Genomic DNA, 24125 nt, shown 5'->3' on the forward strand with positions numbered 1-24125 from the left:
CGAGACAGGAGGTCGTCCATGTCGCAGATGGTCGAACGTTTCCAGAACATGCTGGACGGAGGCGAGGACTCCGCGATGCTGCGCTTCTCGCTGGGCAACGCCCTGGTGACCGATGGCCAGCAGGAGGCGGCGGTTGAGCACCTGGAGCGCGCGCTGGAGCTGGACGAGGGCTACTCCGCGGCGTGGAAACTGCTGGCAAAGACCCTGGTGGCGCTGGAGCGCCCGCAGCGTGCGCTGGAGGTCTGCGAGCGGGGCATGGCCATCGCCGAGGAGAAGGGCGACCTGCAGGCGGTCAAGGAAATGGAGGTCTCCGCGAAGCGCGCCCGCCGCCTGCTGGAGGCCGGAGGTGATGCGGACACATGAGCCGTGACGATGCCCCGGGGGAGGATGCGGACGTCGGTGCCTACCGGGCGCCGCTGACCGCGCGGCATTTCGCCCCCCGCTACTGGCTCACCTGGGTTGGCGTTGCGCTGGCCTGGGTGCTGCAGCAGATCCCGCGTTCGGCGGTGCAGGCGCTGGCCCGGGGCATCGGCCGCCTGCTGTACCGCCGCTCGGGGCGCAGCCGCCGGATCGCCGAACGCAACCTCGAGCTGTGCTTCCCGCAGCTGGATGCGGCCGAACGCGAGGCGCGGCTCGCCGCCTTCTACCGCTACCAGGCGCAGACCGTGCTGGACTATGGCCTGCTGTGGTTCGGCAAGCCCGGCGAGCATGCCTCGCGCATCCGGGTGGACGGGCTGGAGCACTACGAGCGCGCACGCTCCGACGGGACGCCGGTGATCATCCTCGCCCCGCACTCGCTGGGGCTGGATTACGGCGGGGTGCGCATGAGCCAGATGTACGACGGGGTCTCCTTCGCCAAGCCGATGAAGAACCCCGTGCTGGAGTGGATCAACCACCGCAGCCGCACCCGCTACTCCGGGGACATCTTCGCCCGCGAGCAGGGGCTGCGTCCGGCGATCCGCCAGCTGCGCCGCGGGCGGTTCTTCTATTACCTGCCGGACGAGGACCTGGGCGCCGACGGTGCGGTGTTCGTGGATTTCTTCGGCGTACCCAAGGCCACGCTGACCGCTCTGGGACGGCTGACGCGCATGTCGCGGGCGGTGGTGCTGCCGAGTTTCGCCTGGTACGACCTCGCCCGTGACGAATACGTGATGCGCCTGTGGCCTCCAATGGAGGGCTTCCCCTCGGGCGACGACGCGGCCGACGCACGGGCCATGAATGCCGCTATCGAACGGGGCGTGGAACAGGCCCCGGCGCAGTATCTGTGGACCCTGCGCCTGTTCCGCACCCGCCCCGAGGGCGAGCCCCCGCTCTACTGATCCATGCCCGAGGGCGACACCAATTATCGACCCGAGCCTGACGATACGCCGTGGCTGCTGCGCACCCACCTCGGGATGTGGGGCACCTGGTACGAATACGCGCGCGGAGCCGTGAACGGGGTACGGGCACACGCCGGAACCCGGAAGGCACGGTTCCGGACCAAAGAAGAAGGATTGACGGGAGGAGCATCATGATGAAACCGGTTCACGTTGTGCGTCGCAGTCTGGCCGCGCTGGCCGCCGGGAGTTTTCTCGTCGCGGGATGTTCCGGAGCCTCGGCGCCGTCGCCCGAGGCGGTGGAGGCGTCGGCCGACGGGCTGTCGGTGGAGATTCTGCACGAGGGGCTCAATCACCCATGGGCCATTGCCTTTCTGCCCGATGGCTCGGCGCTGATCAGCGAGCGCCCGGGCGCGCTGCGGCATTTCCCGGCCGGCGACCACGGCCCGGATTTTTCCGGCCGGGGTGAACTGGTGCCGGGGCTGCCGGATGACCTGCGGGCGCGCAACCAGGGCGGGTTGCTGGATCTGGCCCTGCATCCGGAATTCGCCGACAACCGCTGGCTGTACTTCACCTATGCGGCCAGCGTGGACGGCGGGCTGACCACGCGTCTGGCGCGCGGGCGTCTCGAGGACGGGGCCCTGAGCGACGTCGAGACCCTGTTCACCGCCGAGCCGGGCGTGCGGGGCGGGCGCCATTTCGGCAGCCGCATCGTGTTCGACGACGACACTCACGTGTTCATCAGCGTCGGCGACCGCGGGGACCGCCACCAGGCGCAGGATCCGTCCAACCACATCGGTACCATCATCCGCCTGCACGACGACGGCTCGGTCCCCGCGGACAACCCGTTCGTGGATGACGCCGACCGGCGTGACGAAATCTGGGCGTATGGCGTGCGCAACTCGCAGGGCATGGTGATGGACCCCGAGACCGACACCCTGTGGGAGAACCAGCACGGGCCGCAAGGGGGTGACGAGGTCAATATCATCGAGCCCGGCAACAACTACGGCTGGCCGGTCATCACCTACGGCGAGGAATACGGCGGCGGTCAGATCGGCGAGGGGATCACCGAGAAGGAGGGGATGGTGTCCCCGCTGCATCACTGGACGCCGTCGATCGCGCCTTCGGGCATGGCGATCATCCGCGATCCGGCCTTCGCCGACCGGGACGGCGACTTGCTGGCCGGTGGCCTCGCCCACCGGACCCTGCGGCGCCTGACCTTCGAGGACCGGGAACTGGTCGACGAGGTCGAGGTCCTGCCGGATCTGGACCGCCGAGTGCGCGACGTGCGGGTGCACGACGGGGCCATCTGGGTGCTGACCGACCACAATCCGGGCGAGCTGCTGAGGCTGACCCCGGCTGACTGAGCAGGAGAACATGATGTTTCGAGACTGGATGCAGCCGCAGATGGTCGATCCTGAACGCGCCCTGCCGGGGCGGGCGGAGGCCAGGCCGGTCCCGGAGCGTCATGCGGTGCTGGGAACGCCCCTGGCCCCGCCGTACCCCGACGGGATGGAGGTCATCCATTTCGGTATGGGGTGTTTCTGGGGCGCCGAGCGACTGTTCTGGCAGCTCGACGGGGTGTATTCCTCCAGCGTGGGCTACGGGGCCGGCTACACGCCCAATCCAGCCTATCGCGAGGTCTGCAGCGAGCAGACCGGGCACGCGGAGCTGGTGCGGGTGGTGTTCGACCCGCGCCGGGTCTCGCTGGAGGGGCTTTTTCGGACCTTCTGGGAAGGCCACGATCCGACCCAGGGGATGCGTCAGGGCAATGACGTCGGGACCCAGTATCGTTCCGGTATCTACACCGTGGACCCGGCGCATTACGAGGCCGCGCTGGCCAGCCGCGAGCGTTTCAACGCCGCGCTGCAGGCGGCGGGGCTGGGTCCGGTCACCACCGAGATCCGCGAGCTGGAGGCGTATTACTTCGCCGAGGACTATCACCAGCAGTATCTGGCGAAGGTTCCGGACGGCTATTGCGGCCTGGGTGGCCTGCGCGTCGCCTATCCGTCCCCGGTCTGAGCGCGCTCGCGCATGTCGCGCAGCACGATGCGCGCACCGGTGACGCGACCTTCGACCATCTCGGGTACCCCGCTGGCCTCGGCGGGGATTTCCGTGCCGTCCGGGATCCGCAGCCGGATGCGGCCTTCACTGAGGGGGGCCCCCTTCAGGAGTGACTCCAGGGCCTGGTGGCCGCCTTCATCGTCGGGCGGGGCCGGGATCAGTTCGCGAAGGTCCGGTGATTCCAGGTCCTCAAGGGCGGATCCCAGCCGCTCGTGGGCTGTCCGGTTGAGTTCGCGGATTCGGCCCTGTGGGTCCAGCAGCAGGATGATGTGCGGGGCCTCGTCGAACAGCCGGCGGAAATGCAGCTGGGATGCCTCCAGCGCCCGTTGCGTGTCCTTCAGGTGGGTGACGTCCACCAGGCTCATCACCACCGAGGAGGTGTACTCGGATCCGACCTGATAGGGGTGCATGGTCAGCAGATACCAGCGGCCCCGTCCCAGGTGTACTTCACGTTCCGCCGGCTGCCGCTCCCGCTGCACCTGGCATGCGAGTTCCGGCAGGTCCTGCGCTCCCAGCCGCCGACAGACCTCCGCCAGATGGCCCCCGATGTCGCCGTCGGTGATCTGGCAGACCTCCGTCAGGGCCGGGGTGTAGCGCCGGATTCGCAGCTGGCTGTCGAGGAACAGGGAGGCAATGCCATTGGCCGAAAGGAGGTTGTCGAGATCGTTGTTGAGCTCGTAGAGCTCGCTGATCTTGCTCTGGTATTCGGCGTTGACGGTGTGCAGTTCCTCGTTGACCGACTGCAGCTCCTCGTTGGTGCTCTGCAGCTCTTCGTTCGACGCCTGCAGTTCTTCATTGGACGCCTGGAGTTCTTCGTTGGCGGTTTCCAGCTCCTCCACCGTGGCCTGCAGGTTCTCCCGCGTGAACTGCAGCTCCGCTTCCAGGTCGGCGATGCGCTGCTGGGTCTCCTGGTCAAGGTCGTAGACGACGGCTTCGTCGCTGGAAGAGGCCTGCTGGTGCTGCGGCCGGATGACCACCGCAGCCAGCGGTGTCTGGCCCTTGTGTGTCGGCAGCGGGAGCATGCGCAGCTCCACGACCTGTTTCTCTTCGCGCAGGCGCAGATGAACGTTGCTGTAGCTGGTGCGTTCACCGGTTTTGAACACTTTCTGCAGCCCGGTGGCCAGCGGGGTGGCCAGGTCCGCGGTTGCCAGGCGGGTAATGTCGTGGTGCACGCGGCCCGTGGGCATGTGGAGATAACCCTCGGGGTTGCCGACCACATGGCGCAGTTCCAGATCCTGGCTGACGACCAGAATCAGGGGCAGGATCTCTTCGCCCAGGGTTTCTACCAGGCGTCCGAGCAGTCGTTCTTCCTCGTGTTCCTGGCGGGCGGCGCGACCGGACGGCCCGGAGGGGCTCGGCCCCGTGCGCATGCTGTGTTCGCGGGATTCCTGGTTGGCGGGCAGACGGCGCTTGCCCCGGGTCCGGAAGATCCGCAGTTTCTGGTCGACGGGTTCGTAGGTATCGGGCGCGTCACCCACGGTCTCGCTGTTGCCGAGGACGAGGACACCGTCCGCGCTCAGGGAGAAGTTGAACAGGTCCAGGACCTTTTTCTGCAGCACGGGCTGCAGATAGATCAGCAGATTGCGGCATGACACCAGCTGGATGTTGGTGAACGGGGGGTCCCGCAACAGGTCGTGCGGGGCGAACACCACCATCTCGCGGATCCGGCGGGCAATCTGGAACTGCTCGTCCTGGCGCTGGAAGTACTTGGCCAGCAGATCCGGGGGCAGATCGGCGACGATGCTCTCCGGATAGATCCCGCTGCCGGCGTTCTGCACGGCATTGCGGTCCACGTCGGTCGCGAAGATCTTGACGTCCACGGTGAGGCCGAGGCGGTCCATGACCTCGCGGGTGATGATGGCCAGGCTGTACGCCTCCTCGCCGGTGGAACAGCCGGCCACCCAGAAGCGCAGGCCGTTTTTGCCACTGTTCTCGATCAGCCCCGGCAGCACCGATTGCTCCAGATACTCCCAGACCTCGCGGTCGCGGAAAAAGCTGGTGACACCGATCAGGAGTTCACGCCGCAGGGTGTTGACCTCATCGCGATGGCGCTCGAGATAGCGGGCATAGTCCCGCAGTTCGCCGATTTCGTTGACGGTCATCCGGCGCTCGATGCGGCGCACAACGGTGCTGGATTTGTAGAAGGTGAAGTCGATGCTGGAATCCTCGCGCAGCAGCGCGAAGATCCGGGTGAGGGCATCCTCGTCGGTGACGATGACACCGGGGCCCTCGGCCTTGGCGGAATGCGGATGCTGCACGAAAGACTGCAGCAGGCGTGGCATCTCCTCCGGTGGCAGCACGAAGTCCGGGAGGCCAGTGGCCGCGGCGCTGCGCGGCATGCCATCGAACTTGGCCGAATCGGCGGACTGCGCCATGATCATCCCGCCCTGTTCCTTGATGGCGCGGATGCCGCGGGTGCCGTCGGACCCGGTGCCGGACAGGATGACGGCGATCGCGCGTTCGCCCTGATCTTCCGCGAGGGAACGGAGGAAGACATCGATGGGAAGATTCACGCCACGGCTTGCATCCTGCTCGCTGAGGATCAGCTTGCCGTGGAACAGCGTCAGGTTCTTGCGCGGCGGGATCAGATACACCTGGTTGGCGGCCACGGTTTCGCCGTCTTCGGCACGCTGTACCGGCATCTCCGTGTGCCGCGACAGCAGTTCGGCCATCAGGCTCTTGTAGTCGGGCGACAGGTGCTGAACCACGACGAAGCTCAGGCCGCTGTCGGGCGGCATCTGCTGGAAAAACGCATCCAGGGCTTCCAGCCCGCCTGCGGAGGCGCCGATCCCGACGATGTAATCGGGTGTGCTCACGTGGGATCTCCGCATTGCGAGGGTGAGGATGGCCCGTCCCGGTGGAATTCTTCGCACCAGCGGGCACAGTCGCTGGCAGGGAGCGGGGGAATGTAGACGTACCCCTGAATCAGGTCGCAGCCCTGATCCCGCAGAAGTCCCAGTTGTTCGCAGGTTTCCACGCCCTCGGCGAGGAAGTGCATGTCCAGATGCCGGGCCATGGTCATCACCGTGTTGACGATCGCCAGGTCACAGGTGTCCTCCGGCAGGCCGCGGACAAAGCTGCGGTCCAGCTTGATGATATCGATCGGCATGTGGCGCAGCCTCCCCAGCGACGAATGGCCGGTCCCGAAGTCGTCCAGGGCGACCCGCACCCCCAGGCTGCGCAGATCGTGGAGGGTGGAGATGACGGAGCTCGCATCGTCCCGGAAATGGTCCTCGGTCGCTTCCACGACTACCCGACTCGGTTCTACCCCGGTCTTCGCGAAGGTGTCGTGGAGATCCCCCGCGGTCAGGCCGTGGAGCTGTCGGGGAGAGAAATTCACGGCCAGCCACAGCTCTTCGGCACCGGGGAATGTCCAGTCGCGCAGGGCATTGCAGGCCTGCTCCAGGGTCCAGCGGGCCACTTCCGCACCGAGGCCGAGGTTCTCGAGGATCGGGATGAACTCCAGGGGCGAGATCGAGCCGTCGAAGCCGTCCCAGCGCATCAGGGCCTCCACACCCGCCACGCGTCCCTGCCGGGCATCCACCACCGGCTGGAAGGCGAGGCTCAGTTCGTTGCGCCCCAGGGCGTGTCGGAGCTGGTTCTCGAGCGATACCCGCCGTTCGAGCTGATGATTCATCTCGGGGGCGAAAAAGGCGTACTTCTGTCCGCCGTCCTCCTTGGCTTGATACATCGCGATATCGGCGTGCTTGGCGAGTTCGCTGCAGGTCGAGCCGTCGCGCGGGAACAGGGCGATGCCGATACTCCCGCCGGAGATGATCTCGTGACCGTGAATATGGAACGGACGCCGCAGGGCCCCGAGGATGTCGCCGGCCACCCGCCGCGCGGTCTGCATCGCCGTCTCCTCGTCCTCCAGTTCGCACAGCACCACGGTAAATTCGTCGCCGCCCAGCCGCGCGACCGTATCGGAGGGGCGGACGACCTGCTTCAGCCGTTCGGCTGCCTGCTGCAGCAGCAAATCCCCGGCCTGATGGCCCTTGGTGTCGTTGAGGGTCTTGAAGCCGTCCAGGTCCAGGTAGAAGACGCCCACCATCTTGCCGTCCCGTTTCGAACGCATCAGACCGTGCTTGAGGCGTTCGTGCAGCAGGGTCCGGTTGGGCAGGCCGGTAAGGGCATCGTAGAACGCAAAGCGCTCGACGTCCTGTCCCGTCTGGCCGTGGTCGCCGATGTCGGAAAAGATCCCGAGGTAGTGCCGGACATTTCCGTCCCGGTCGGTGACCGCGTTGATCTTCAGCCACTCCGGGTAGATCTCGCCGTTCTTGCGTCGGTTCCAGACTTCACCCATCCAGTGGCCTTCCTCCTGGAGGCGGTTCCACATGTGCTCGTAGAAGCTGCGGTCATGACGCCCCGAGGAGAGCAGCCCCGGAGTGCGGCCGACGACTTCGTCTTCCTGATATCCGGTCACGATGGTGAACGCACGGTTGACTCGCTGGATGCGGGCACGGGCATCGGTCACGATGATGCCTTCGTTGCTTTCCTCGAACACCGTGGCGGCCAGGCGCTGATGCTGTTCGGCACGCTTGCGGGCCGTGACATCCACCATGGCCAGACGGAAGCGAAGCCCTTCCGGATCGTGGTCCGGCGACAGGCTGGCATGAACATGGAGCTCCGCTTGTTCGGGGGTGTTGAGCACCAGTTCGAAATCATCCGGCGGCGCGCCGTGTCCGGCGGCGGCCAGCAGTTGATGAAAGGGCTCCCGGCTGCCGGTGTCGAGGAATCGCCGCAGAGGCTGCTGAAGCAGATGGCTGCGCGGAAGACCCAGCATGCGGGTGGCCGTGCGATTGACTTCCAGCGTTTCTCCGCTGGCATCGAGAACAAAGAACGCCACGGGGGCGAAGTCAAACAGGTCCTGATAGCGCTGGCTGGCCTGGGCCAGGGCCTGCTGGGTCTGCCGCAGTTCCTCGTTCTGGGTGCGCAGCTCCTCCTGATGCAGTTGAAGTTCTTCCAGCGTTTGCCGGGCATCTTCGCGGGATGCCTCGAGTTCCCGGATGCGCTCCCGGGCCTGCTCCAGGGCTTCCCGAAGCGCCGGTTCCTCTTGCGGTTGTTGCTCTTGGGTCATCGGAGCGTACCCGGATCGCGGACCGTCCGCAGGACGCCAGGATCGTTCCCTGATCGCCACGGGTGGTCCGGGTGGTTGTGCGACGATCGTCGGTCGGATGGATGTTTCACCCGCGCCGGAAAGCCTCCTGAACAGTGCGGTCAAGCTAGATGTTTTCCCCAGAGTTCGCAAGTGATTGTCGGGAGCGGTGTCCCGGTCACTGCACCTCGTGGTGGTCGACGGCGGCGCGGACCACCGCCCGGAACAGGCGCTGGTGGCGGGTCTTCTGCGGCAGGTATTCGGGGTGCCACTGCACGCCGATGCAGAAATCGGGCCCGTCGGCCTCGATGGCCTGGACCACGCGTGAGGGCTCGCGCCCGGCGATGGTCAGGCCCCGTCCGAGGCGGTCGACGGCCTGGCTGTGCAGGGCATTCACGTGCAGTGCGGCATCTCCGAGGATGATGGACAGCCGCGAGTGCGGATCCAGCCGTACCCGCTTCACGGGCAGCAGGCTGCGGGCGTTGGGGGTCTCCACGTAGAAGGCGGCGAGGTCGCGGTGCAGGCTGCCGCCGCGCACCACGTTGATCAGCTGCATCCCGCGGCAGATGCCGAGGATTGGCAGGTGTTCGTCCAGGGCGTGGTGAATCAGGGATTTCTCCAGCCGATCGCGCTCCGGATCCAGCGATGGTCTTTTCGACTGGAACAGCCGGCGCAGCAACCACAGCGCGGGATAGAAGGCGTAGCCGATCAGGCGCTGCGACAGGCGTTGCTCCGCCCGGCGGATGGCAGTGGTGTCAGGGCCCTCGGGCAGGGTTTCGCCATAAAGTTCGGGATCCACGTCGGCCCCGCCACCGACGATCAGGGCGTCGATGCGCCGGTTGCGGCGGGGGCGTCCGGGACGGATGCGCAGGGGGCGGCCGCCGGCCCGCCACACCGCGAGGGCGGTGAACAGCCACGCGGGCGTGCCGCCACGGTCCGGGCCGGTGACGGCGATCACCGGGCGGTGCGGGCGTTCAGAACCAGGCACGCAGCCGCTGCATCCATTCGTCGGCCCAGCGGCCCACCGCCTGGCCCGGGCGTTCCAGGTACTCCTGCGCGAGCCGTTCCAGACGTTCGGGATGAGCGGCCAGCTGTTCCACTTCCACCCAGCCGTTCAGCGGGTGCGCCAGGCTCCAGTTCGGGTCGTCGATGCGGCAGTCCGGCAGGCGGTAGTGCAGGGCGGGACGCGCCTTGATCAGTTCGTGTTCCACCGGTGCCGCCGCAACGCGTTCGGGGTCCAGTTCCGCCAGCACCGGGAGCAGGTCCAGCGGACGGTTGCGCGTGGGGTTGTGCGCCAGATAGGTGTCGATCAGCGATGCACGGTCCGGGGTGAAATCGGGATCGAGGATGTAGCGCACGAAGGCGCCGGGGAACGGCCGGATGTAGGGCGACAGGCGGCGCGACAGGTCGATGGCCCCCGCCTGCGCCAGGATCTCGTACATGAGCACGAAGGCTCGCAGGATGGCCAGCAGCCATTCGGGCTCGCGGCTGTGGATCTCGATGTTCAGCTGCAGCCCGAACGCGTACAGGAACGAGCGTTCGGTGCCCAGCGCGCCTTCCTGTTGCAGCGCGGCACGCACCCGGTCCAGCCGGGGCAGCTGCGCAGGTTCCAGGGGTGGCGCGACGATCTCGTGCGGGACCAGGCGCCCGGCGGCATCGGCCAGCCAGGCCTCCAGTGCTTCCTGGTCGCGGTCTTCCAGGTCGACCCCCAGGCGGGCTAGGTGCTCGCGATAGCCGCGGTCCTTGAGTACGCGGGCGTCCAGCTCCAGCTGGAAATCCCCCGCGTCACTGTCGCGGACATGCAGCACGAAGGCATGCTCGGCCTCGATGTGCCCGCCGAATTCGTCGATGATGGCGCGGGCCATCGTCTCCAGCGAGACCCCTGCCATCTCGATCTCCACGCCGACCCGGCGCCGGGCCCCCTCGGGGGTCCGGGTCCACGGCAGTGGCAGAAACGAAGTGGCGGACATGCGGCGGCTCTCCTGGCGGCGCTGATCGGCCGGGCTGTCCGGGCATGGTAGCGCGTTGCGCCACGAGCGCACGCCCCGGTGTACGCGGGCGGGGGCAGGCAGTACGATAAGCCCCTTCGCAACCCTGTGTCCCCGGTGTCCCGCATGGACCGTATCTATTTGCGCGATCTCGAAATCCCCGCCGTGGTCGGCGTGTACGACTGGGAACAGCGCATGCAGCGCCCGCTGCGCTTCGATATCGAGCTGGCGGCGGATACTCGCGTGGCCGCCCACTCCGGCGAGATCGAAGACACGGTCGACTACGAGGCCGTGGCCAACGCGGTGCGGGCCATCGTGACCCGCGAACCCCACATCCTGCTCGAATCCCTCGCCGAGGAGATCGCCGAGACCCTGATGGCGCAGTTCGGTTCGCCGTGGCTGCGCATCACCCTGGGCAAACCGGGCGCGGTCGCCGGGGTGCGCGAGGTTGGCATCACCATCGAACGCGGGTCGCTCGCTACTGACTGACCCCGGCGAGCGGCGCCGGCCCGGTCGGCGGAACGTCTCCCCGCGTCCGGCTTCTCTGTCCCCGTACTCCTTTTTGTAACGCCTTTCCCTCGGGGCGCCCGTTCTGGTGGCATCCCCGGCTCTTCCTGCCCTCTTCTGGTGCGCCTGCACCTTGTGATTGCACCCGTTCGTGGCAATCACCCGTGGTTTGCCCGCAACAGCGTTGCATAAAACCGGATTTTGCCCCGTTTCACGTTTCTGGCACGCCCCCTGCAAGGAACGGGTGTCGACAAGCAGCGACATCCAGAAAACACGCAGAGGGAGTCAATCAATGAAGAAATTCGCTTATTCCGCCGTCGCCACCGCGATCCTGGCCGTCGGGTCCACCGGGGGTGTCGTCTTTACTTCCAGCGCGGCCGCCGAGGTGTCAGTCAATATCGGCGTGGTTTCCAATTACTTTTTCCGCGGCTTCTCCGAGACCGATGATGGCGCTGCCATTCAGGGCGGCGTTGATTACGAGCACGCCTCCGGTTTTTACGCCGGAACCTGGACCTCCAATGTCGACTTCGGAGATTCGACCAGCTACGAGCTGGATCTGTACGCCGGGTACGCCGATGAGTTCGATAACGGTTTTGGCTATGACGTCGGTTATATCTATTACGCCTACCCCGATGCCCGTGATGAGGACGGATCGCTGAGTGCCGATTTCGGTGAAGTGTACGGCGAGGTGAGCTTCGATACCGGACCGGTCGGTCTGTACGGCGGTCTGGCCTGGGTCGTCAACGACAGCGACGACTCGGCCCTGGAAGACGATGATCGTTATTACTACGCCGGGCTCGAGGTGCCCTTCGCCGAGGTCTACGCGATGGATTTTCTCGTCGGGCGTACTGACTTTGATGATTCCGATGCTGACAACTACACCCATTACACCGCCAGTCTGACGCGGGATGCCGCCGAATTCGGCGAGTTCAGCTTCAATCTCGAGTACGAGGACGAGTTCGACAAGGACGTGAAGGCGTGGGTGGGCTGGTCCACCAGCTTCTGAATCGTTCATTCCTCCATTGCTGAAACACGCGGTCCCTCGTTTGTGGGGCGCTCAAGGAGTCTGACATGAAAATGATTACTGCCGTGATCAAGCCGTTCAAGCTTGATGATGTGCGCGAAGCGATGTCCGAGATCGGTGTGCAGGGCATCACCATGACCGAAGTCAAGGGTTTCGGTCGTCAGCGCGGTCACACCGAACTTTACCGTGGTGCCGAATACGTCGTGGACTTTCTGCCCAAGGTCAAGCTGGAGGTCGCGGTGGATGACAGCCTGGTCGACCAGGTGATCGAAGCCGTTTCGAAGGCGGCGAGCACGGGCAAGATCGGTGACGGAAAGATCTTTGTCTCGCCGGTCGAGCAGGTCCTGCGAATCCGCACGGGTGAAACCGGAACCGAAGCGCTCTGAGCGCCCATCTCGGTCATTATTAGATGAGGTAATCCGAAAATGGATATCGAACAGCAAGTCGTCGAGGTGGCCTACGCCCTTGACACCTTTTATTTCCTGATGGCCGGCGCGCTGGTCATGTGGATGGCCGCGGGCTTTACCATGCTCGAGGCCGGCATGGTGCGCACCAAGAGCGTGGCCGAGATCCTCACCAAGAACATCTCCCTTTATTCCATCGCCTCGGTCATGTACATGCTGATTGGCTACAACATCATGTACAGCGACGGGCTCACCTCGTTGATCCCGGGCCTGGGCTTCTTTATCACCGGTGACAACGCCGTGTCCGAGGTGCTGGGCAGCGGTGGCGATATCTACTACTCCGACCGCGCGGACTTCTTCTTCCAGGTGGTGTTCGTGGCGACCGCGATGTCGATTGTGTCCGGTGCGGTGGCCGAACGCATGAAGCTGTGGGCCTTCCTCGCCTTCGCCGTAGTCCTGACCGGCGTGATCTACCCGATCCAGGGCTTCTGGAGCTGGGGTGGCGGTATGCTGGACCAGATCGGCTATCTCGACTACGCCGGCTCGGGCATCGTCCACTTCACCGGTGCCGTCGCTGCGCTGGCCGGCGTCCTGCTGCTGGGGGCGCGCAAGGGCAAGTACGGCAAGGACGGCCGGATCAACGCGATCCCGGGCTCCAGCATGCCGCTGGCGACCCTGGGTGTGCTGATCCTGTGGCTGGGCTGGTTCGGTTTCAACGGCGGCTCCGAGCTCAAGGTGTCCGACGTTGAATCTGCGAACGCCGTGGCGGCCGTGTTCACCAACACCAACCTGGCCGCAGCCGGGGGCGTGATTGCCGCGCTGATCACCACTCGCCTGATGTTCGGCAAGGCCGATCTGACCATGGCCCTGAACGGTGCGATCGCCGGTCTGGTGTCGATCACGGCCGAGCCGATGATGCCCAGCCCGCTGCTGGCGACCTTCATCGGTGCCGTGGGTGGTGTGATCGTGGTGTTCTCCATCGTCGCGCTGGACAAGGTCAAGATCGATGACCCGGTGGGTGCCATCTCGGCCCACGGCACGGCCGGCATCTGGGGTGTCCTCGCGGTGCTGCTGTCCAACCCGGATGCGACCTTCGTGGCGCAGATCGCGGGTCTGGCGGCGATCTTCGTCTTCGTCTTCCTCGCCAGCCTGCTGGTGTGGTTCATCCTCAAGATGGCCATGGGCATCCGCCTGGGCGAAGAGGAAGAAGAGCTGGGCGCCGACGTGACCGAATGCGGCCTCGAGGCCTACCCCGAGTTCACGAACAAGTAACGCGAAACCCATAGCCTGTACGCAGGCTGGACGGGGCCGGAAGGCCGGCCCCGCAACTTGTCTCCTCCGACGCCGACAGCACGGTCTCTCCCGGGACCCGGAAGTTGGCCTTCAGGGCGCCCTCGCGGCGCCCTCTTTTTTGTGACCGGCAGCACCCGCCATCTGTCATGTCCTCCCGGTATTGCGGGTAAGTTGACATTTGTGAGTGCTATCTTTTCAGAAGTTGCCCTGTGGCAAAAAGGCGTCCATATTAAGGGGGTTTGGCGGGCAGGAAGCTCTCCCTCGATTCCCGAGGATTGCAGCCGCGGGAGGCGCAAAATGCCATGAAACTCCAGCTTTCCACTTCGGGGCGCGCGGCTCCGGGCGCGTGGCTGATCCGGCCGGATCGGGACTGGCGTCACAAGACTGGCTGGCGGATCGCGCTTGTGATGCTTGTTCTGACCGCGGCTCTCGCGCTGCCGGTCGTGCTGGCTCTGGCCCTCAATCCATGGATCGTTCGGGACTCCCCTCCGGACGGGGGGACAGCCGTGGTGCAGCTCGCGGCCCTGATCCTCGCGTTGCTGGTGATCCTGACCCTGCCGCTGCTTGCCTATCGTTACCTTGTCAGGCCGCTGTTCCACCTGCGGCACTGGGCGCAGCGGGTTCGAGGCGGCAACCTGGCTGCCCGTATCCCGACTCCGCAGCGTGGGGAGTTCGATGAGCTGGCGCGTGACGTGAATGGCCTGACAGAACGGCTCGAACGACTCACGCGCGACATGCGCGAGGAGGTTCGGACCCAGACCGAACGGCTGGAACAGAAGTCGCGCAGCCTCCAGATCCTTTACGAGGTCGCCAGCAGCATCAACACGTCCCGCGATCTGGACGAGCTGCTTGCCCGTTTTCTTGCCCGTACCCAGGAGACCCTGGGCGCGGCCGCAGCCACCGCGCGGCTGGTCACGCCGGACGGGCAGATGCGCCTGGTCGCGAACATCGGATTCCGCCGCGACGAGCGGCAGTGCCGGCACCTGCTGCCGCTGGGCCGGTGCCTGTGCGGCCAGGTCGCCAGCGATGGAGGCATGGAGGTGCAGGAGGGCGTGCGCGACTGCGGCCGGATCGAAGGCGGTGAATATGACGATTCGCTGTCGATGATGGCCGTGTCCCTGCAGCACCAGGGACGCACCCTCGGGGTCTACAGCCTGTTTTTCGAGCAGCCCCCCGGAGAGCTTTCGGAGGACATGCGTGGCCTGTTGACCAGCATCGGGCAGCACCTGGGCATGGCGATCGAGAAGTCCCGTCTGGACGAGCAGGCACGGCGCGGCGAGGTCATGGAGGAACGCGCCCGCATGTCGCACGAACTGCATGATTCGCTGGCGCAGACCCTGGCCAGCCTGCGTTTCCGGGTCGGAGCGCTGAATGAATCGCTGCCCGCGGACAGTCCGGACCAGGTGCGGCGGGAAGCGGATTCGCTCTGGCGCAGCCTTGATCAGGCCAATCAGGAATTGCGCGAGTTGATCCGTCATTTCCGGGCCCCGCCTGTCAGCCATCACGGACTGGATGTGGACATCGATCCGCTTATCGCACGTTTTCGCGAGGAAACGGGTGTGAACACCTTCGTGCAGAAGGACTGGGACGGTCGGCGGATGCCCGAGTCGATGGAAACCGAGGTTCTGCGGATCGTGCAGGAGGCACTGTGCAATGCCGGCAAGCATGCCGAGCCCCGGAACGTGCGGGTGCTCCTGCGCAGCGACTCCGCCCATCGCGTCGTGGTGATGATCGAGGACGACGGGCGGGGTGCCGACCTGGGTTCGTGCACCGCCGGAGAAGGCGAGCACATCGGCTTCAATGTGATGCAAAGGCGCGCGGAACGGATCGGCGCGGATCTGCGCATCGAAAGCGAGCCGGGCGAGGGGACGCGGGTGAGTCTGAGCGTTCCCTATCCCGAGGATCGGGCCGTCTCATTCATTCCCCGGGGACAGGGCGATGACGAAACACGTATTGCTGATCGATGACCATGCGCTGTTCCGCGAGGGACTGCAGGAACTGCTGACCCGTCGGGGGGTCGATACCGTGACCACCGCAGCCGATGGTGAGACTGGCATCGAACTGGCGGCACGCGAGCGGCCCGATATCGTTCTGCTGGACATCCGCATGTCGGGAATGCAGGGGCCGGATGTCCTGCGGCAGCTCCGGCGCGCGGGTCTGGCCATGCCGGTGGTGATGCTGACGACCAGTCACGAGGAAGGCGACCTGGTGGAATGCCTGCGCAACGGCGCTCAGGGTTACCTGCTGAAGGACATGGATCCGGACGATCTGACAGGGGCGCTGGAGGACATCCTCGGGGGGCAGACCGTGGTGGCTCCCCGCCTCGCGCAGCTGCTGGCCAGGGTGGTGCAGGGGCAGCCCGATCAGGAAGAAGACCTCGATCCCTTTGCGCGCCTGACTCCGCGCGAATTCGAGATCCTGGGCCTGCTGGCGGAAGGGCGCAGCAACAAGGTGATCGCGCAGAAACTGGGGATCTCCGACGGTACCGTGAAACTGCACGTCAAGGCGATCCTGCGCAAGCTGGGGCTGAACTCGCGGGTGGAGGCCGCGGTGCTGGCGGTTCAGCATGGTCTGCCCCGCAGGGAGCCAGCGGGCGAGGTCTCGCGGGGAGATTGAGCGAAGGGTGGATCAGGCGTAGTGCTTGTTCCCAGAACGCCGACGTCCGGCGCGCTGGACCACCACCCCGATCACCGCCTGACGATCCGCCAGTTCCAGTCGGCGCTGATCCTCCTGCAGCGCCTGCAGGTACCAGGCGTCGTCCTCCATGATCAGCTGGCGCAGCAGATATTCGTCGTCGTGCCGGGCAACCACGAAACTGCCGTTCTCGATTGCGCCCGACGGATCCACGATCACGATCACCCCGTGCTCGAATTCCGGTGCCATGCTGTTGCCCAGCACGCGCAGGGCGAAGGGCTCCGCACTGGAGCAGCCGCTTCCCATGCCCGCCGGGTCCATCGCCGGGTTCGGCCTCGACTGTTGCGGCATACGGGGTCTCCTCTGGTGGTGGCGGGGAGAGTGGGCGGGGTTCAGCCGGCCTGCTCGGCCGTTCCGGTCGCGCCGCGGGTCTCCGGGGTGGTGCACGAGGCGAACAGGCTCCCCCGGGTGGGCGGCGCATCCGGCCGGAACCACTGCAGCCGCTGCTGCAGGGCCACCACGCTGCCCACGATGATGAGAGTGGGCGGCTGGACCTCTTCCCCTTTAACGATGTCCGGGAGGGTCTCCAGGGTACCCACCAGCACGCGCTGATTCTGGGTGGTGCCCTGTTCCACCAGCGCGGCGGGGGTGGAGGCAGGCAGGCCGTGGGCGGCCATTTCCCGGCAGATGATGGGCAGCCCCGATAGCCCCATGTAGAACACCACGGTCTGGTGCGGCTGGGCCAGCATGTCCCAGTTGAGGTCGATGGTCCCGTCCTGCAGATGTCCGGTCGCAAAGACCAGCGCCTGGGCGTGATCGCGGTGGGTGAGGGGGATCCCGGCGAACGAGGCGCAGCCGGCCGCGGCGGTGATCCCGGGCACCAGCTGGAACGGGATCCCGTGCTGCATCAGGCGGTCCACTTCTTCGCCCCCGCGGCCGAAGATGAACGGGTCGCCGCCCTTGAGTCGCAATACCCGCTTGCCTTCCTGTGCCAGCCGGATCAGCAGGTCGTTGATGTCCCCCTGTGGCAGCGTGTGGTGGTTGCGTTTCTTGCCGGCGTAGATCCGTTCGGCGTCACGGCGCACCAGTTCCAGGATCGCCGGGGAGACCAGGTTGTCGTATACCACCACGTCGGCCCGCTGCATCAGACGCAGCGCGCGGAAGGTCAGCAGGTCCGGGTCGCCGGGGCCGGCGCCGACCAGGAAGACCTCGCCACCGGTGTCGCGGGCGTCCACGCCCGCGTCCAGGGCTTTGTCCAGGGTCTCGCCGGCGGCCCGCTCACGCCCGGAAAGAAAGAGTTCCATCACCGGGCCCTCCAGAACCCGTTCCCAGAAGCGCCGGCGCAGCTCGGTATTCGGGATGCAGCGCTTTGCGCGTTCGCGAAACCCCTCGACCAGGGTCGCCAGGCGGCCGTAGGAGGCCGGAACCAGGCTTTCGATGCGCGCGCGCAACAGCCGCGCGAGTACCGGTGAGGTCCCGCCGGTGGAGATGGCGATCTGCAGGGGCGAGCGGTCGACCATGGCGGGCGTGATGAAGCTGCACAGGTCCGGCTGGTCGACCACGTTCACCGCGATGCCGTGCTGCTGGCCGCATTGCGAGACCCGACGGTTGACTTCCTGGTCATCGGTGGCGGCCACCACCAGCACCCGCCCATGAATATCGTCTTCGCGGAAGCCGCGCTCGACATGCTCGATCTCTCCGCGGGACTGCAGTGCGGTCAGTTCCAGACACAGCTCCGGCGAGACCACCGTGACCCGGCCGCCGGCCTTGCGCAGCAGATCGATTTTGCGGGCCGCCACTACCCCGCCCCCGACCACCAGACAGGAGCGGTCACGGATGCGCATGAAAATCGGAAAAAAGTCCATTGGTGCGGTCCCCGCTCGTGTCAGCCGTTGCCGGCCTGCGGCAGCCGGTCCTCGAGTTCGCCATCCATGTCCAGTTCCACCAGTTCTTCGAAGCCCCCGACGTGGTCTTCGCCGAAATAGATCTGCGGAACCTCGGTCTGCCCGGTGATCCGTTCCAGTTTCGCGAGCGATTCGGGCGTGTCCGCGATCTCGATCTTTTCCAGTTGCTCCGTCAGTCCGCGCCGTTCCAGCAGGCGTTCGGCACGCTCGCAATAGGGGCAGTCGCTGCGGTAATACATCCGTATGGCGGTCATCATCGAACCTCGTGCGCGTGGGAGGGCTGGACGGCGCCATCGGGCCTCAGCCGTCGAGCAGCTCCAGTTCGTCGGGGTCGAAGCCGGCCTGCGCGTACCAGTAGCGGGCTGCTTCCGGGTCGGGGTCCACGCCTTCCCCCCGGGCATACAGCATCGCGAGGGTGGTCCGGGAGCCGGCCAGGCCCTGGCGGGCGGCCCGTTCGAGCCAGAGCACGGCCTGCTGTGGGTCCTGTTTCACGCATTCCCCGGAAAGAAACATGAAGCCCAGGCCGTGCTGGGCGAGCGGATCGCCCTGTTCGGCGGCTGCCCGCATCCAGTGGAAGGCCGCGTCCGGTCGGGCCACGCCGGCCAGGCCGGTCTGGTGCATGATTGCGACGCGATACTGGGCTTCCGGGTGGCCGGACTCCGCCAGCGGCAGGAGCAGGCCCATCGCGCGCGAGAACTCTCGGGCTTCAAACGCCGCGATACCGCTGCGCAGCGCCATCGCGGTGTCGTCATCGCTGTGGGTCATGGGTGCGCGCACTCGCCTGGACGGGTGGGTGGCCGGGCCCTCGACACGGGCAGGCCCGTTCAAGTGTTCGCCTCGAATGATCGCGCAAAGCCGCGGGGCCGTAACCCTCTCAATAGGGGTATATGCTGCCTGCCCGGGCATGGATATTCTCGCGTTTGCGGGGTGCGCCCCGACAACCCGATCTCAGGCTCCACGACAGGTTGCCCATGCGCGAAGCCGCGAACGTCTCCCCCGATCCCGCAGCCGTGATGCGCGGCTGCATCCAGAAAGTTGCCACCGGTCCCGAACTGAGCAAGGACCTCTCGCGTGACGAAGCCCGGGCCGCCATGCAGGCGATCCTGGAGGGTCACGTGGACCCGGTGCAGGCGGCGGTCTTCCTGATCGGCCTGCGGATGAAGCGTGAGACCCTGGAGGAGAGCGAAGGGGTGCTGCAGGCGTTGCGCGACCACGCCACCACGGCCGTGGCCGACGTGGACCACCTGATCGATATCGCCGACCCATACGACGGCCATGTCCGCGGCCTGCCCGCGACGGCCTTTCTGCCCGCGGTGCTGGCGGCCTGTGGTCAGCCGGCTGTGTGTCACGGTATCGAATCCATTGGCCCCAAGTTCGGTGCTACTCCGCGGATGGTCCTGCGCGCGGCCGGTGTCGACACCGATCTTTCGCCGCAGGCGGCCGCCGCGCGCATTGCCCGGGAGGACATCGGCTGGGCCTACGTCGACATGCATGCGTTCTGCCCCGGACTGCATGCGCTCACCGATCTGCGCAACCTGATCATCAAGCGCAACACCCTGACCACGGTCGAGAATCTGGTCGGCCCCGTACGTGCCCGCGGGCGCACCCACATCATGGTCGGCTACGTGCACAAGGCCTATCCCCCTGTCTATGCGCATCTTGCGCGTTACTCCGGCTTCGCTTCGGGGCTGGTGGTGCGCGGGGGCGAAGGGGGGGTGATTCCATCGTTGCAGCAGCCGGGGCGTGCATTTCTGTATCGCGACGGTGGTCCGGAGCGGGAGCTGGCGCTGGACCCGGCCGCGCTCGGCATCCGGGCCGAAAGTCGGGCCGTGCCCCTCCCGTCCGGGATCGTCTCCACCGAGGCGGGCAACGGCGCCCAGCCACAGGCCGACGGCCGGGAGGTCGCGCCGGAGGCAGCCCGGGCGGGGCTGGCGGCGTTGCGCGGCGAATCCGGGCCGATGCGTGACAGTCTCATCTACGCCGGCGCGCTTGCGCTGCACCACCTCGGGGCCGAGGACGACATGAATTCGGCCGCGGAGCGCGTGCGGCAGGTGCTGGACGACGGATCGGCCCTGGTCCGATTCGCGGGGTGAGCCGCACATCCGGGGTTGCCCCGGCATGCGGACCCAGTATTCAACGGGAGAAAAGGAGAGATCATGGACAAGCAGACCTATCACGAGGCGAGCAAGCGCATGGAGAGTCTTGGTGTGGACCCGGACTACATCATCGGCTGGCAGACCGGCTTCCTGCGCAGCCCCAGGCTGGAAGAGCAGCGGGTAACGCCGCCCTACGACGCGGGATACCAGGATGGCCTGGAGGGCAAGACCGACGGCCACGGGAGCTGGGTCAAGCAGTAATGCCCGTGCCCGGGGCGGCGTGATGCCGCCGCCCCGGAGGGGCACGGTGAAGGGGCCACCCTACGGATCGGCGCCGGCCCCGGCTGCCGAGGGCAGCAGGGACTCCAGCGCCGGTACGAAGGCCTCAACCGCTTCCGGGCCTTCGGTGGCCATGACCTGGTCGATGGCCCATTGTCGATTGTGCGGGCCCAGGGCCTCGCTGACATGCACGGCAAAGGCCCGCCACAGGCTGAAGCCCGGGCCTTCGTCGATATCGTAGCGGCACTCGGCATATTCATCGCTGCGCCGGTTGATCCGGTTAACAAAGGCCTCGCGCACACCGTCCACCGGGCCCGGAATGCGGTCCGGCCCGGCCCGTAGCTCCGCCACGTTTTCCTCGAGGATTGCCGCCAGGCGCAGCGCCATCGCGGTGATCAGCCGGCCGCGTTCTTCCTGCGACAGGCGTTCTCCGAGACGACGGTCGGTCAGGTGCAGCAGAAAGATGGCGAACTCCTGGATCAGCTGCAGGCGCTGCTCCTGGGTGCGGGTCTCGAAGTCCGCGTTTTCCAGGTTGAGCACGCCGTTGCAGGCGGTCCTCCACGCGTTGGATGCGGCTGCGCTGGCGATGTCTTCCGTGGTTCGCGGCCGTTCGTCCTGTTTCCAGCGCTTGCGCAGGCGCAGGCTCATGCCGGCAGCCCCAGCCGTTGGCGCACTCCCTCCCACAGATCCAGCCGGTCCTGAATGGCGGCTCGGGCGGCATCGCGCGCCTGTGCCAGTCGCTCGAGCGAGTCACCGCACAGCGCCTCGACCAGGCGCAGCGACAGCGGGCCGTGGAAATCCTCGTCCAGGTGGATGTGGCGCTGCAGGTAGAGGTGAAACATGGGTGCGTTTTGTTCGTCGATCTGCATGCGGGCGAGAAACTGCCGGAACATGCCGGGGATGACGTGTTCGCGGCCCAGTGCCAGCGCCGCGGCAACCTCGTGCGATCGGCCTCTTTCGATGCGCGCGAAGGTGCGGCGGACGAACTCGGCGGAGGGGGCGGGTGCGATCCCGGCATTCAGTGCCGCATCAATGCCCTGTTCGGCTGCCAGGGCCACGAACCGGCGGGCGGGGTCGGGGTCGGCCCCGACCTCTTCCATGGCGGCGCAATACAGCTCGAAGTGGCTCAGATGGAGGTCCTGCCCGTCGGGGGCGGGGATCCGGTCGGACTCTTCTTCCAGGACCAGTTCGTTGATGAAGCGGCATACCGAGGCATCCGCCCCGGGGGTCCAGGGATAGCGAATCGGCGCGACCTGCTGCTGGAGGAATTTGATCAGGGACATGAAGTCCCAGACCGGGTAGACGTGGCATTCCATGAATCCGCGCAGATCACGCAGATCACGCAGGGCGTAGACCGGGTGTTCTTCCAGCTCGCGTTGCAGCGGGGCCAGGCTGTCCAGGCCCAGCTCCGGGGGCGATGCGGGGTTGAAAGATTGCGCGTTGGCCGTCATGGGTGTCTCGCCGCCCCGGGGCATGCACGGGTGCATGACCCGGGCTGCCATCCGTGCGGGTGACGGGTCAGCGGTGCGAGCCCTTTTCTTCGTGGGCCATCTCGACCAGATCCATGGCGACGTCGCGGAACCGCTGGCGGTAGTTGTGCAGCGGGTGGCCTTCCTCGGCGAGATAATACTCCTCCGGGGTGACGCCATGGGCGTGCTCGTATTCGATGAACTTTTTCTGCATGTCCAGCAGTTTCTGGATCTGTTCCTGCTTTTTGCTCATGGGGTGGTCTCCATCCGGGGGGTGGGTGAGGATCCGCCGGCAATATAGCACCGCCATTCGGTCGCTCTTACCCCTCTTTGGGGGTAGTCCGGCAGGGTCGGCCGGCGGTTCCGAAAACACCTCAGTGCATGGCCGGCGACGAATGCACCGGGGCCACGTCCTTGTGGCCGTCGAACAGGCCGCAGCCCATCAGCCGCTCGGGACCCAGGCCCTCGCGCTGCAGGCGCAGGGAGGCGAGCGGGTCGAGATCGGCCACCAGGAGCCGCCGCGTGAACAGCGCCCCATACGGGGTCTGCAGCTGATGACTGCGACCGCACAGCAGCTTGGAGATCGGCACGCCCATGGCGCTCAGCGATGCCGCGACCTCCGCGAGGAAGGCATCTTCGTCCTGATCCGGGCGGGCGATGACATGCCGGGCCATCAGGGCCGGTTGTGCCCGTAACGGCACGATCGTGAACTCCCCGATCTTCAGGGGCGCCGATCCCAGATCCAGTCGGGTCCCCCGGATCTCCCGGGCTTGCTCCACCCGGGTGCGCGGCAGGCGCAGGCGCAGGCGGGTGCGTCGCGACAGCGGAATGGTCGCCTCCGGTCGTTGCCAGCCGTTGCCGGATTCGGCCCCGTGGATCAAATGAATGCCGGCCCGGGGTTCGTCCTGCAGCCAGGGCAGGAGTGCGCAGATCTGCTGCGACAGCGCATGCGCGTGGTCCAGCGGCAGTGCCGGGCAGTGCACGCGGAACGCGAGATCCACCGTGTCTTCGGCCTGCTCCGGTGTGGTGGCGGGGGTGTCGTCCCAGAACATGTTCGGTGTGCCTCCGGGGAACGGGTTCAGGTGCCGGGCACGCGGCGGGCAAACCGCGCCCGCAGGAGCAGGCGCTGCCGGCTCCCGGCGAACGAGTCGTAGGTGAAACCGGTGCGTGCATGCAGCACGTTATTGCAGACCACACCCTCGCCGGGAGCCAGTCGGTGACGCAGCACCCCGGGCCCCTCGGCCTCCAGGATCTCGCGGATGCGTCCGGCCGCGGCGCGGGTCGTCGGGTCGTCACGCCACTCGATGCTGCGGGTACGGGCGGTGTAGCGCATGTGCAGCCGGCCGGATGCGGGATCCACGCTGAAGACGGGACCGGTGGCGGCCGGTCGCAGGGTCCGCCCGTCCTGCACGTTGGCGGGGATGGTCAGGGCCCGGGGATGGCAGAGGGCGGTGATCCATTCCGGATTCTCGTCGCGCAGGCGGATGTACAGCAGCTCCGGATCCAGAAACAGGTTCTCGCCACCGCTGGGGGCATCGGACACGCAATGCAGGAGCATCGCCCGAATGCGCCGATCCGGCGGATTGTAATAGCCATCGCAATGCCAGCTGAGGGGCCGGTTGCTGTACGGGATATATCCGGCCCGACGCCCATCGTCGCAGACCTGAAGGGCACTGATCCCGTCCCCGTCCGCGCATTCGTGGGGATCCGGCCGGGTGAATCCCAGGGCGCCGCAGAGGGCGGCGAATCTTTCGCGGTCCAGTGCCGCCGCCCCGGAGGGGCAGCGATAGAACGCCAGGTTGTGTTGCCGAATCCGCTCGCACAGGGCCTCCAGCTCCGCGGCCGTGGGGCGCGCCGGATCGTTCAGTTCCACGGTCAGGTCGGCGGGACCGGGGGTCCCGCAGGCAAGGCGCCGCGCGCGCCATGCCCGCCAGGATTCGTCGGCCTGCAGGTCGAATGGCGAGGCGCAGGTGGATGCACGGACAGGGGCGTTCATGGATGGACGGCCTCCGGGGTTCCGGGCCCGCCGTGCCGGTCAATGCGGGGCGGGCC

General features: G+C 66.6%; 25 protein-coding genes. 12 read left to right on the forward strand and 13 right to left on the reverse strand.

All coding sequences use genetic code 11. The annotated features are described in order from the left end of the window. Nucleotides 1-18: 18 nt before the first annotated feature. From B1A74_RS01835 to msrA, 4 genes are all read left to right on the forward strand, one after another. On the forward strand, nucleotides 19-363 hold the full coding sequence (locus tag B1A74_RS01835; protein WP_018869187.1) for a tetratricopeptide repeat protein: 345 nt from the start codon (nucleotides 19-21) through the stop codon (nucleotides 361-363). After that, a complete protein-coding gene (locus tag B1A74_RS01840; protein ID WP_077243604.1) occupies nucleotides 360-1319 on the forward strand; it encodes an LpxL/LpxP family acyltransferase in 960 nt (319 codons plus the stop codon). The genes B1A74_RS01835 and B1A74_RS01840 overlap by 4 nt, the downstream gene beginning before the upstream one ends. Before the next feature lie 191 nt (nucleotides 1320-1510). Beyond that, complete coding sequence (locus tag B1A74_RS01845) at nucleotides 1511-2683, forward strand: PQQ-dependent sugar dehydrogenase (RefSeq protein WP_026288938.1); 1173 nt, start codon at nucleotides 1511-1513, stop codon at nucleotides 2681-2683. Nucleotides 2684-2696: 13 nt separating this feature from the next. Further along, a complete protein-coding gene (gene msrA / locus B1A74_RS01850; RefSeq protein WP_018946686.1) occupies nucleotides 2697-3338 on the forward strand; it encodes a peptide-methionine (S)-S-oxide reductase MsrA in 642 nt (213 codons plus the stop codon). On the opposite strand, the gene B1A74_RS01855 is transcribed toward msrA, so the two are convergent. The 4 genes from B1A74_RS01855 to B1A74_RS01870 form a co-directional block, all read right to left on the reverse strand. Continuing rightward, nucleotides 3320-6196, reverse strand: coding sequence for a chemotaxis protein CheB (locus tag B1A74_RS01855; protein ID WP_077243605.1), 2877 nt, complete (start codon nucleotides 6194-6196; stop codon nucleotides 3320-3322). The genes msrA and B1A74_RS01855 overlap by 19 nt on opposite strands. Further along, nucleotides 6193-8457, reverse strand: coding sequence for a GGDEF and EAL domain-containing protein (locus tag B1A74_RS01860; protein WP_077243606.1), 2265 nt, complete (start codon nucleotides 8455-8457; stop codon nucleotides 6193-6195). Before B1A74_RS01860 ends, B1A74_RS01855 begins: the two co-directional genes overlap by 4 nt. Nucleotides 8458-8653: 196 nt before the next feature. Next, nucleotides 8654-9433, reverse strand: coding sequence for a gamma-glutamyl-gamma-aminobutyrate hydrolase family protein (locus tag B1A74_RS01865; RefSeq protein WP_244269154.1), 780 nt, complete (start codon nucleotides 9431-9433; stop codon nucleotides 8654-8656). Nucleotides 9434-9449: 16 nt separating this feature from the next. Next, entirely contained in the window at nucleotides 9450-10445 is a 996-nt protein-coding gene (locus B1A74_RS01870) for an amidoligase family protein (protein ID WP_077243608.1), read from the reverse strand. Nucleotides 10446-10589: 144 nt separating this feature from the next. Between B1A74_RS01870 and folB the strand changes: the two genes are divergently transcribed. The 6 genes from folB to B1A74_RS01900 all read left to right on the forward strand — a co-directional run bounded on the left by folB (nucleotide 10590) and on the right by B1A74_RS01900 (nucleotide 16307). Then, nucleotides 10590-10952 carry a dihydroneopterin aldolase gene (gene folB, locus B1A74_RS01875; RefSeq protein ID WP_018869194.1) on the forward strand — a complete coding sequence of 121 codons (363 nt, stop codon included), beginning with the start codon at nucleotides 10590-10592 and terminating at the stop codon, nucleotides 10950-10952. A 310-nt stretch (nucleotides 10953-11262) separates the two neighbouring features. After that, nucleotides 11263-11976: a TorF family putative porin gene (locus B1A74_RS01880; protein ID WP_077243609.1), complete on the forward strand. Its 714-nt coding sequence runs from the start codon at nucleotides 11263-11265 to the stop codon at nucleotides 11974-11976. A 65-nt stretch (nucleotides 11977-12041) separates the two neighbouring features. Further along, nucleotides 12042-12380, forward strand: a complete 339-nt coding sequence (glnK, locus tag B1A74_RS01885) for a P-II family nitrogen regulator (protein WP_018869196.1) — start codon at nucleotides 12042-12044, stop codon at nucleotides 12378-12380. 39 nt (nucleotides 12381-12419) lie between these two features. After that, complete coding sequence (locus tag B1A74_RS01890; protein ID WP_077243610.1) at nucleotides 12420-13670, forward strand: ammonium transporter; 1251 nt, start codon at nucleotides 12420-12422, stop codon at nucleotides 13668-13670. Between the two features lie 323 nt (nucleotides 13671-13993). Further along, nucleotides 13994-15658 (forward strand): histidine kinase, encoded by a 1665-nt coding sequence (locus tag B1A74_RS01895; protein ID WP_077243611.1) that lies wholly within the window; start codon nucleotides 13994-13996, stop codon nucleotides 15656-15658. Continuing rightward, entirely contained in the window at nucleotides 15630-16307 is a 678-nt protein-coding gene (locus B1A74_RS01900) for a response regulator (protein WP_077243612.1), read from the forward strand. Before B1A74_RS01895 ends, B1A74_RS01900 begins: the two co-directional genes overlap by 29 nt. A 12-nt stretch (nucleotides 16308-16319) precedes the next feature. Here the strand turns inward: B1A74_RS01900 and B1A74_RS01905 are convergent, their stop codons facing one another. Genes B1A74_RS01905 through B1A74_RS01920 form a run of 4 tightly spaced genes read right to left on the reverse strand, consistent with a single transcriptional unit; the run spans nucleotide 16320 to nucleotide 18994 of the window. Then, nucleotides 16320-16676, reverse strand: coding sequence for a S24 family peptidase (locus B1A74_RS01905; RefSeq protein ID WP_028491525.1), 357 nt, complete (start codon nucleotides 16674-16676; stop codon nucleotides 16320-16322). Nucleotides 16677-16717: 41 nt separating this feature from the next. Further along, nucleotides 16718-18190: a siroheme synthase CysG gene (gene cysG / locus B1A74_RS01910; protein WP_077243613.1), complete on the reverse strand. Its 1473-nt coding sequence runs from the start codon at nucleotides 18188-18190 to the stop codon at nucleotides 16718-16720. 20 nt (nucleotides 18191-18210) lie between these two features. Beyond that, a complete protein-coding gene (locus tag B1A74_RS01915) occupies nucleotides 18211-18486 on the reverse strand; it encodes a glutaredoxin domain-containing protein (protein WP_244269152.1) in 276 nt (91 codons plus the stop codon). Nucleotides 18487-18529: 43 nt separating this feature from the next. Next, nucleotides 18530-18994, reverse strand: coding sequence for a tetratricopeptide repeat protein (locus B1A74_RS01920; protein WP_077243614.1), 465 nt, complete (start codon nucleotides 18992-18994; stop codon nucleotides 18530-18532). 206 nt (nucleotides 18995-19200) lie between these two features. On the opposite strand from B1A74_RS01920, the gene B1A74_RS01925 reads away from it, so the two are divergent. Together B1A74_RS01925 and B1A74_RS01930 are read left to right on the forward strand one after the other, a co-directional pair. Beyond that, nucleotides 19201-20322 carry an anthranilate phosphoribosyltransferase gene (locus B1A74_RS01925; protein WP_077243615.1) on the forward strand — a complete coding sequence of 374 codons (1122 nt, stop codon included), beginning with the start codon at nucleotides 19201-19203 and terminating at the stop codon, nucleotides 20320-20322. Nucleotides 20323-20385: 63 nt separating this feature from the next. After that, nucleotides 20386-20586: an Alvin_2107 family globule sulfur oxidation protein gene (locus B1A74_RS01930; protein WP_028491520.1), complete on the forward strand. Its 201-nt coding sequence runs from the start codon at nucleotides 20386-20388 to the stop codon at nucleotides 20584-20586. Between the two features lie 60 nt (nucleotides 20587-20646). Here the strand turns inward: B1A74_RS01930 and B1A74_RS01935 are convergent, their stop codons facing one another. From B1A74_RS01935 to B1A74_RS01955, 5 genes are all read right to left on the reverse strand, one after another. Continuing rightward, a complete protein-coding gene (locus tag B1A74_RS01935) occupies nucleotides 20647-21252 on the reverse strand; it encodes a hypothetical protein (protein WP_077243616.1) in 606 nt (201 codons plus the stop codon). Next, on the reverse strand, nucleotides 21249-22055 hold the full coding sequence (locus tag B1A74_RS01940) for a DUF3050 domain-containing protein (protein ID WP_051246022.1): 807 nt from the start codon (nucleotides 22053-22055) through the stop codon (nucleotides 21249-21251). Before B1A74_RS01940 ends, B1A74_RS01935 begins: the two co-directional genes overlap by 4 nt. 67 nt (nucleotides 22056-22122) lie before the next feature. Beyond that, nucleotides 22123-22326: a hypothetical protein gene (locus B1A74_RS01945; RefSeq protein WP_028491517.1), complete on the reverse strand. Its 204-nt coding sequence runs from the start codon at nucleotides 22324-22326 to the stop codon at nucleotides 22123-22125. Nucleotides 22327-22447: 121 nt separating this feature from the next. Further along, entirely contained in the window at nucleotides 22448-23125 is a 678-nt protein-coding gene (cas6, locus tag B1A74_RS01950) for a type I-MYXAN CRISPR-associated protein Cas6/Cmx6 (RefSeq protein WP_077243617.1), read from the reverse strand. A gap of 26 nt (nucleotides 23126-23151) precedes the next feature. Further along, nucleotides 23152-24069 (reverse strand): TauD/TfdA family dioxygenase, encoded by a 918-nt coding sequence (locus B1A74_RS01955; protein ID WP_077243618.1) that lies wholly within the window; start codon nucleotides 24067-24069, stop codon nucleotides 23152-23154. Between the last annotated feature and the right edge of the window lie 56 nt (nucleotides 24070-24125).

It is taken from the genome of Thioalkalivibrio halophilus (assembly GCF_001995255.1).
Classification (GTDB): domain Bacteria; phylum Pseudomonadota; class Gammaproteobacteria; order Ectothiorhodospirales; family Ectothiorhodospiraceae; genus Thioalkalivibrio; species Thioalkalivibrio halophilus.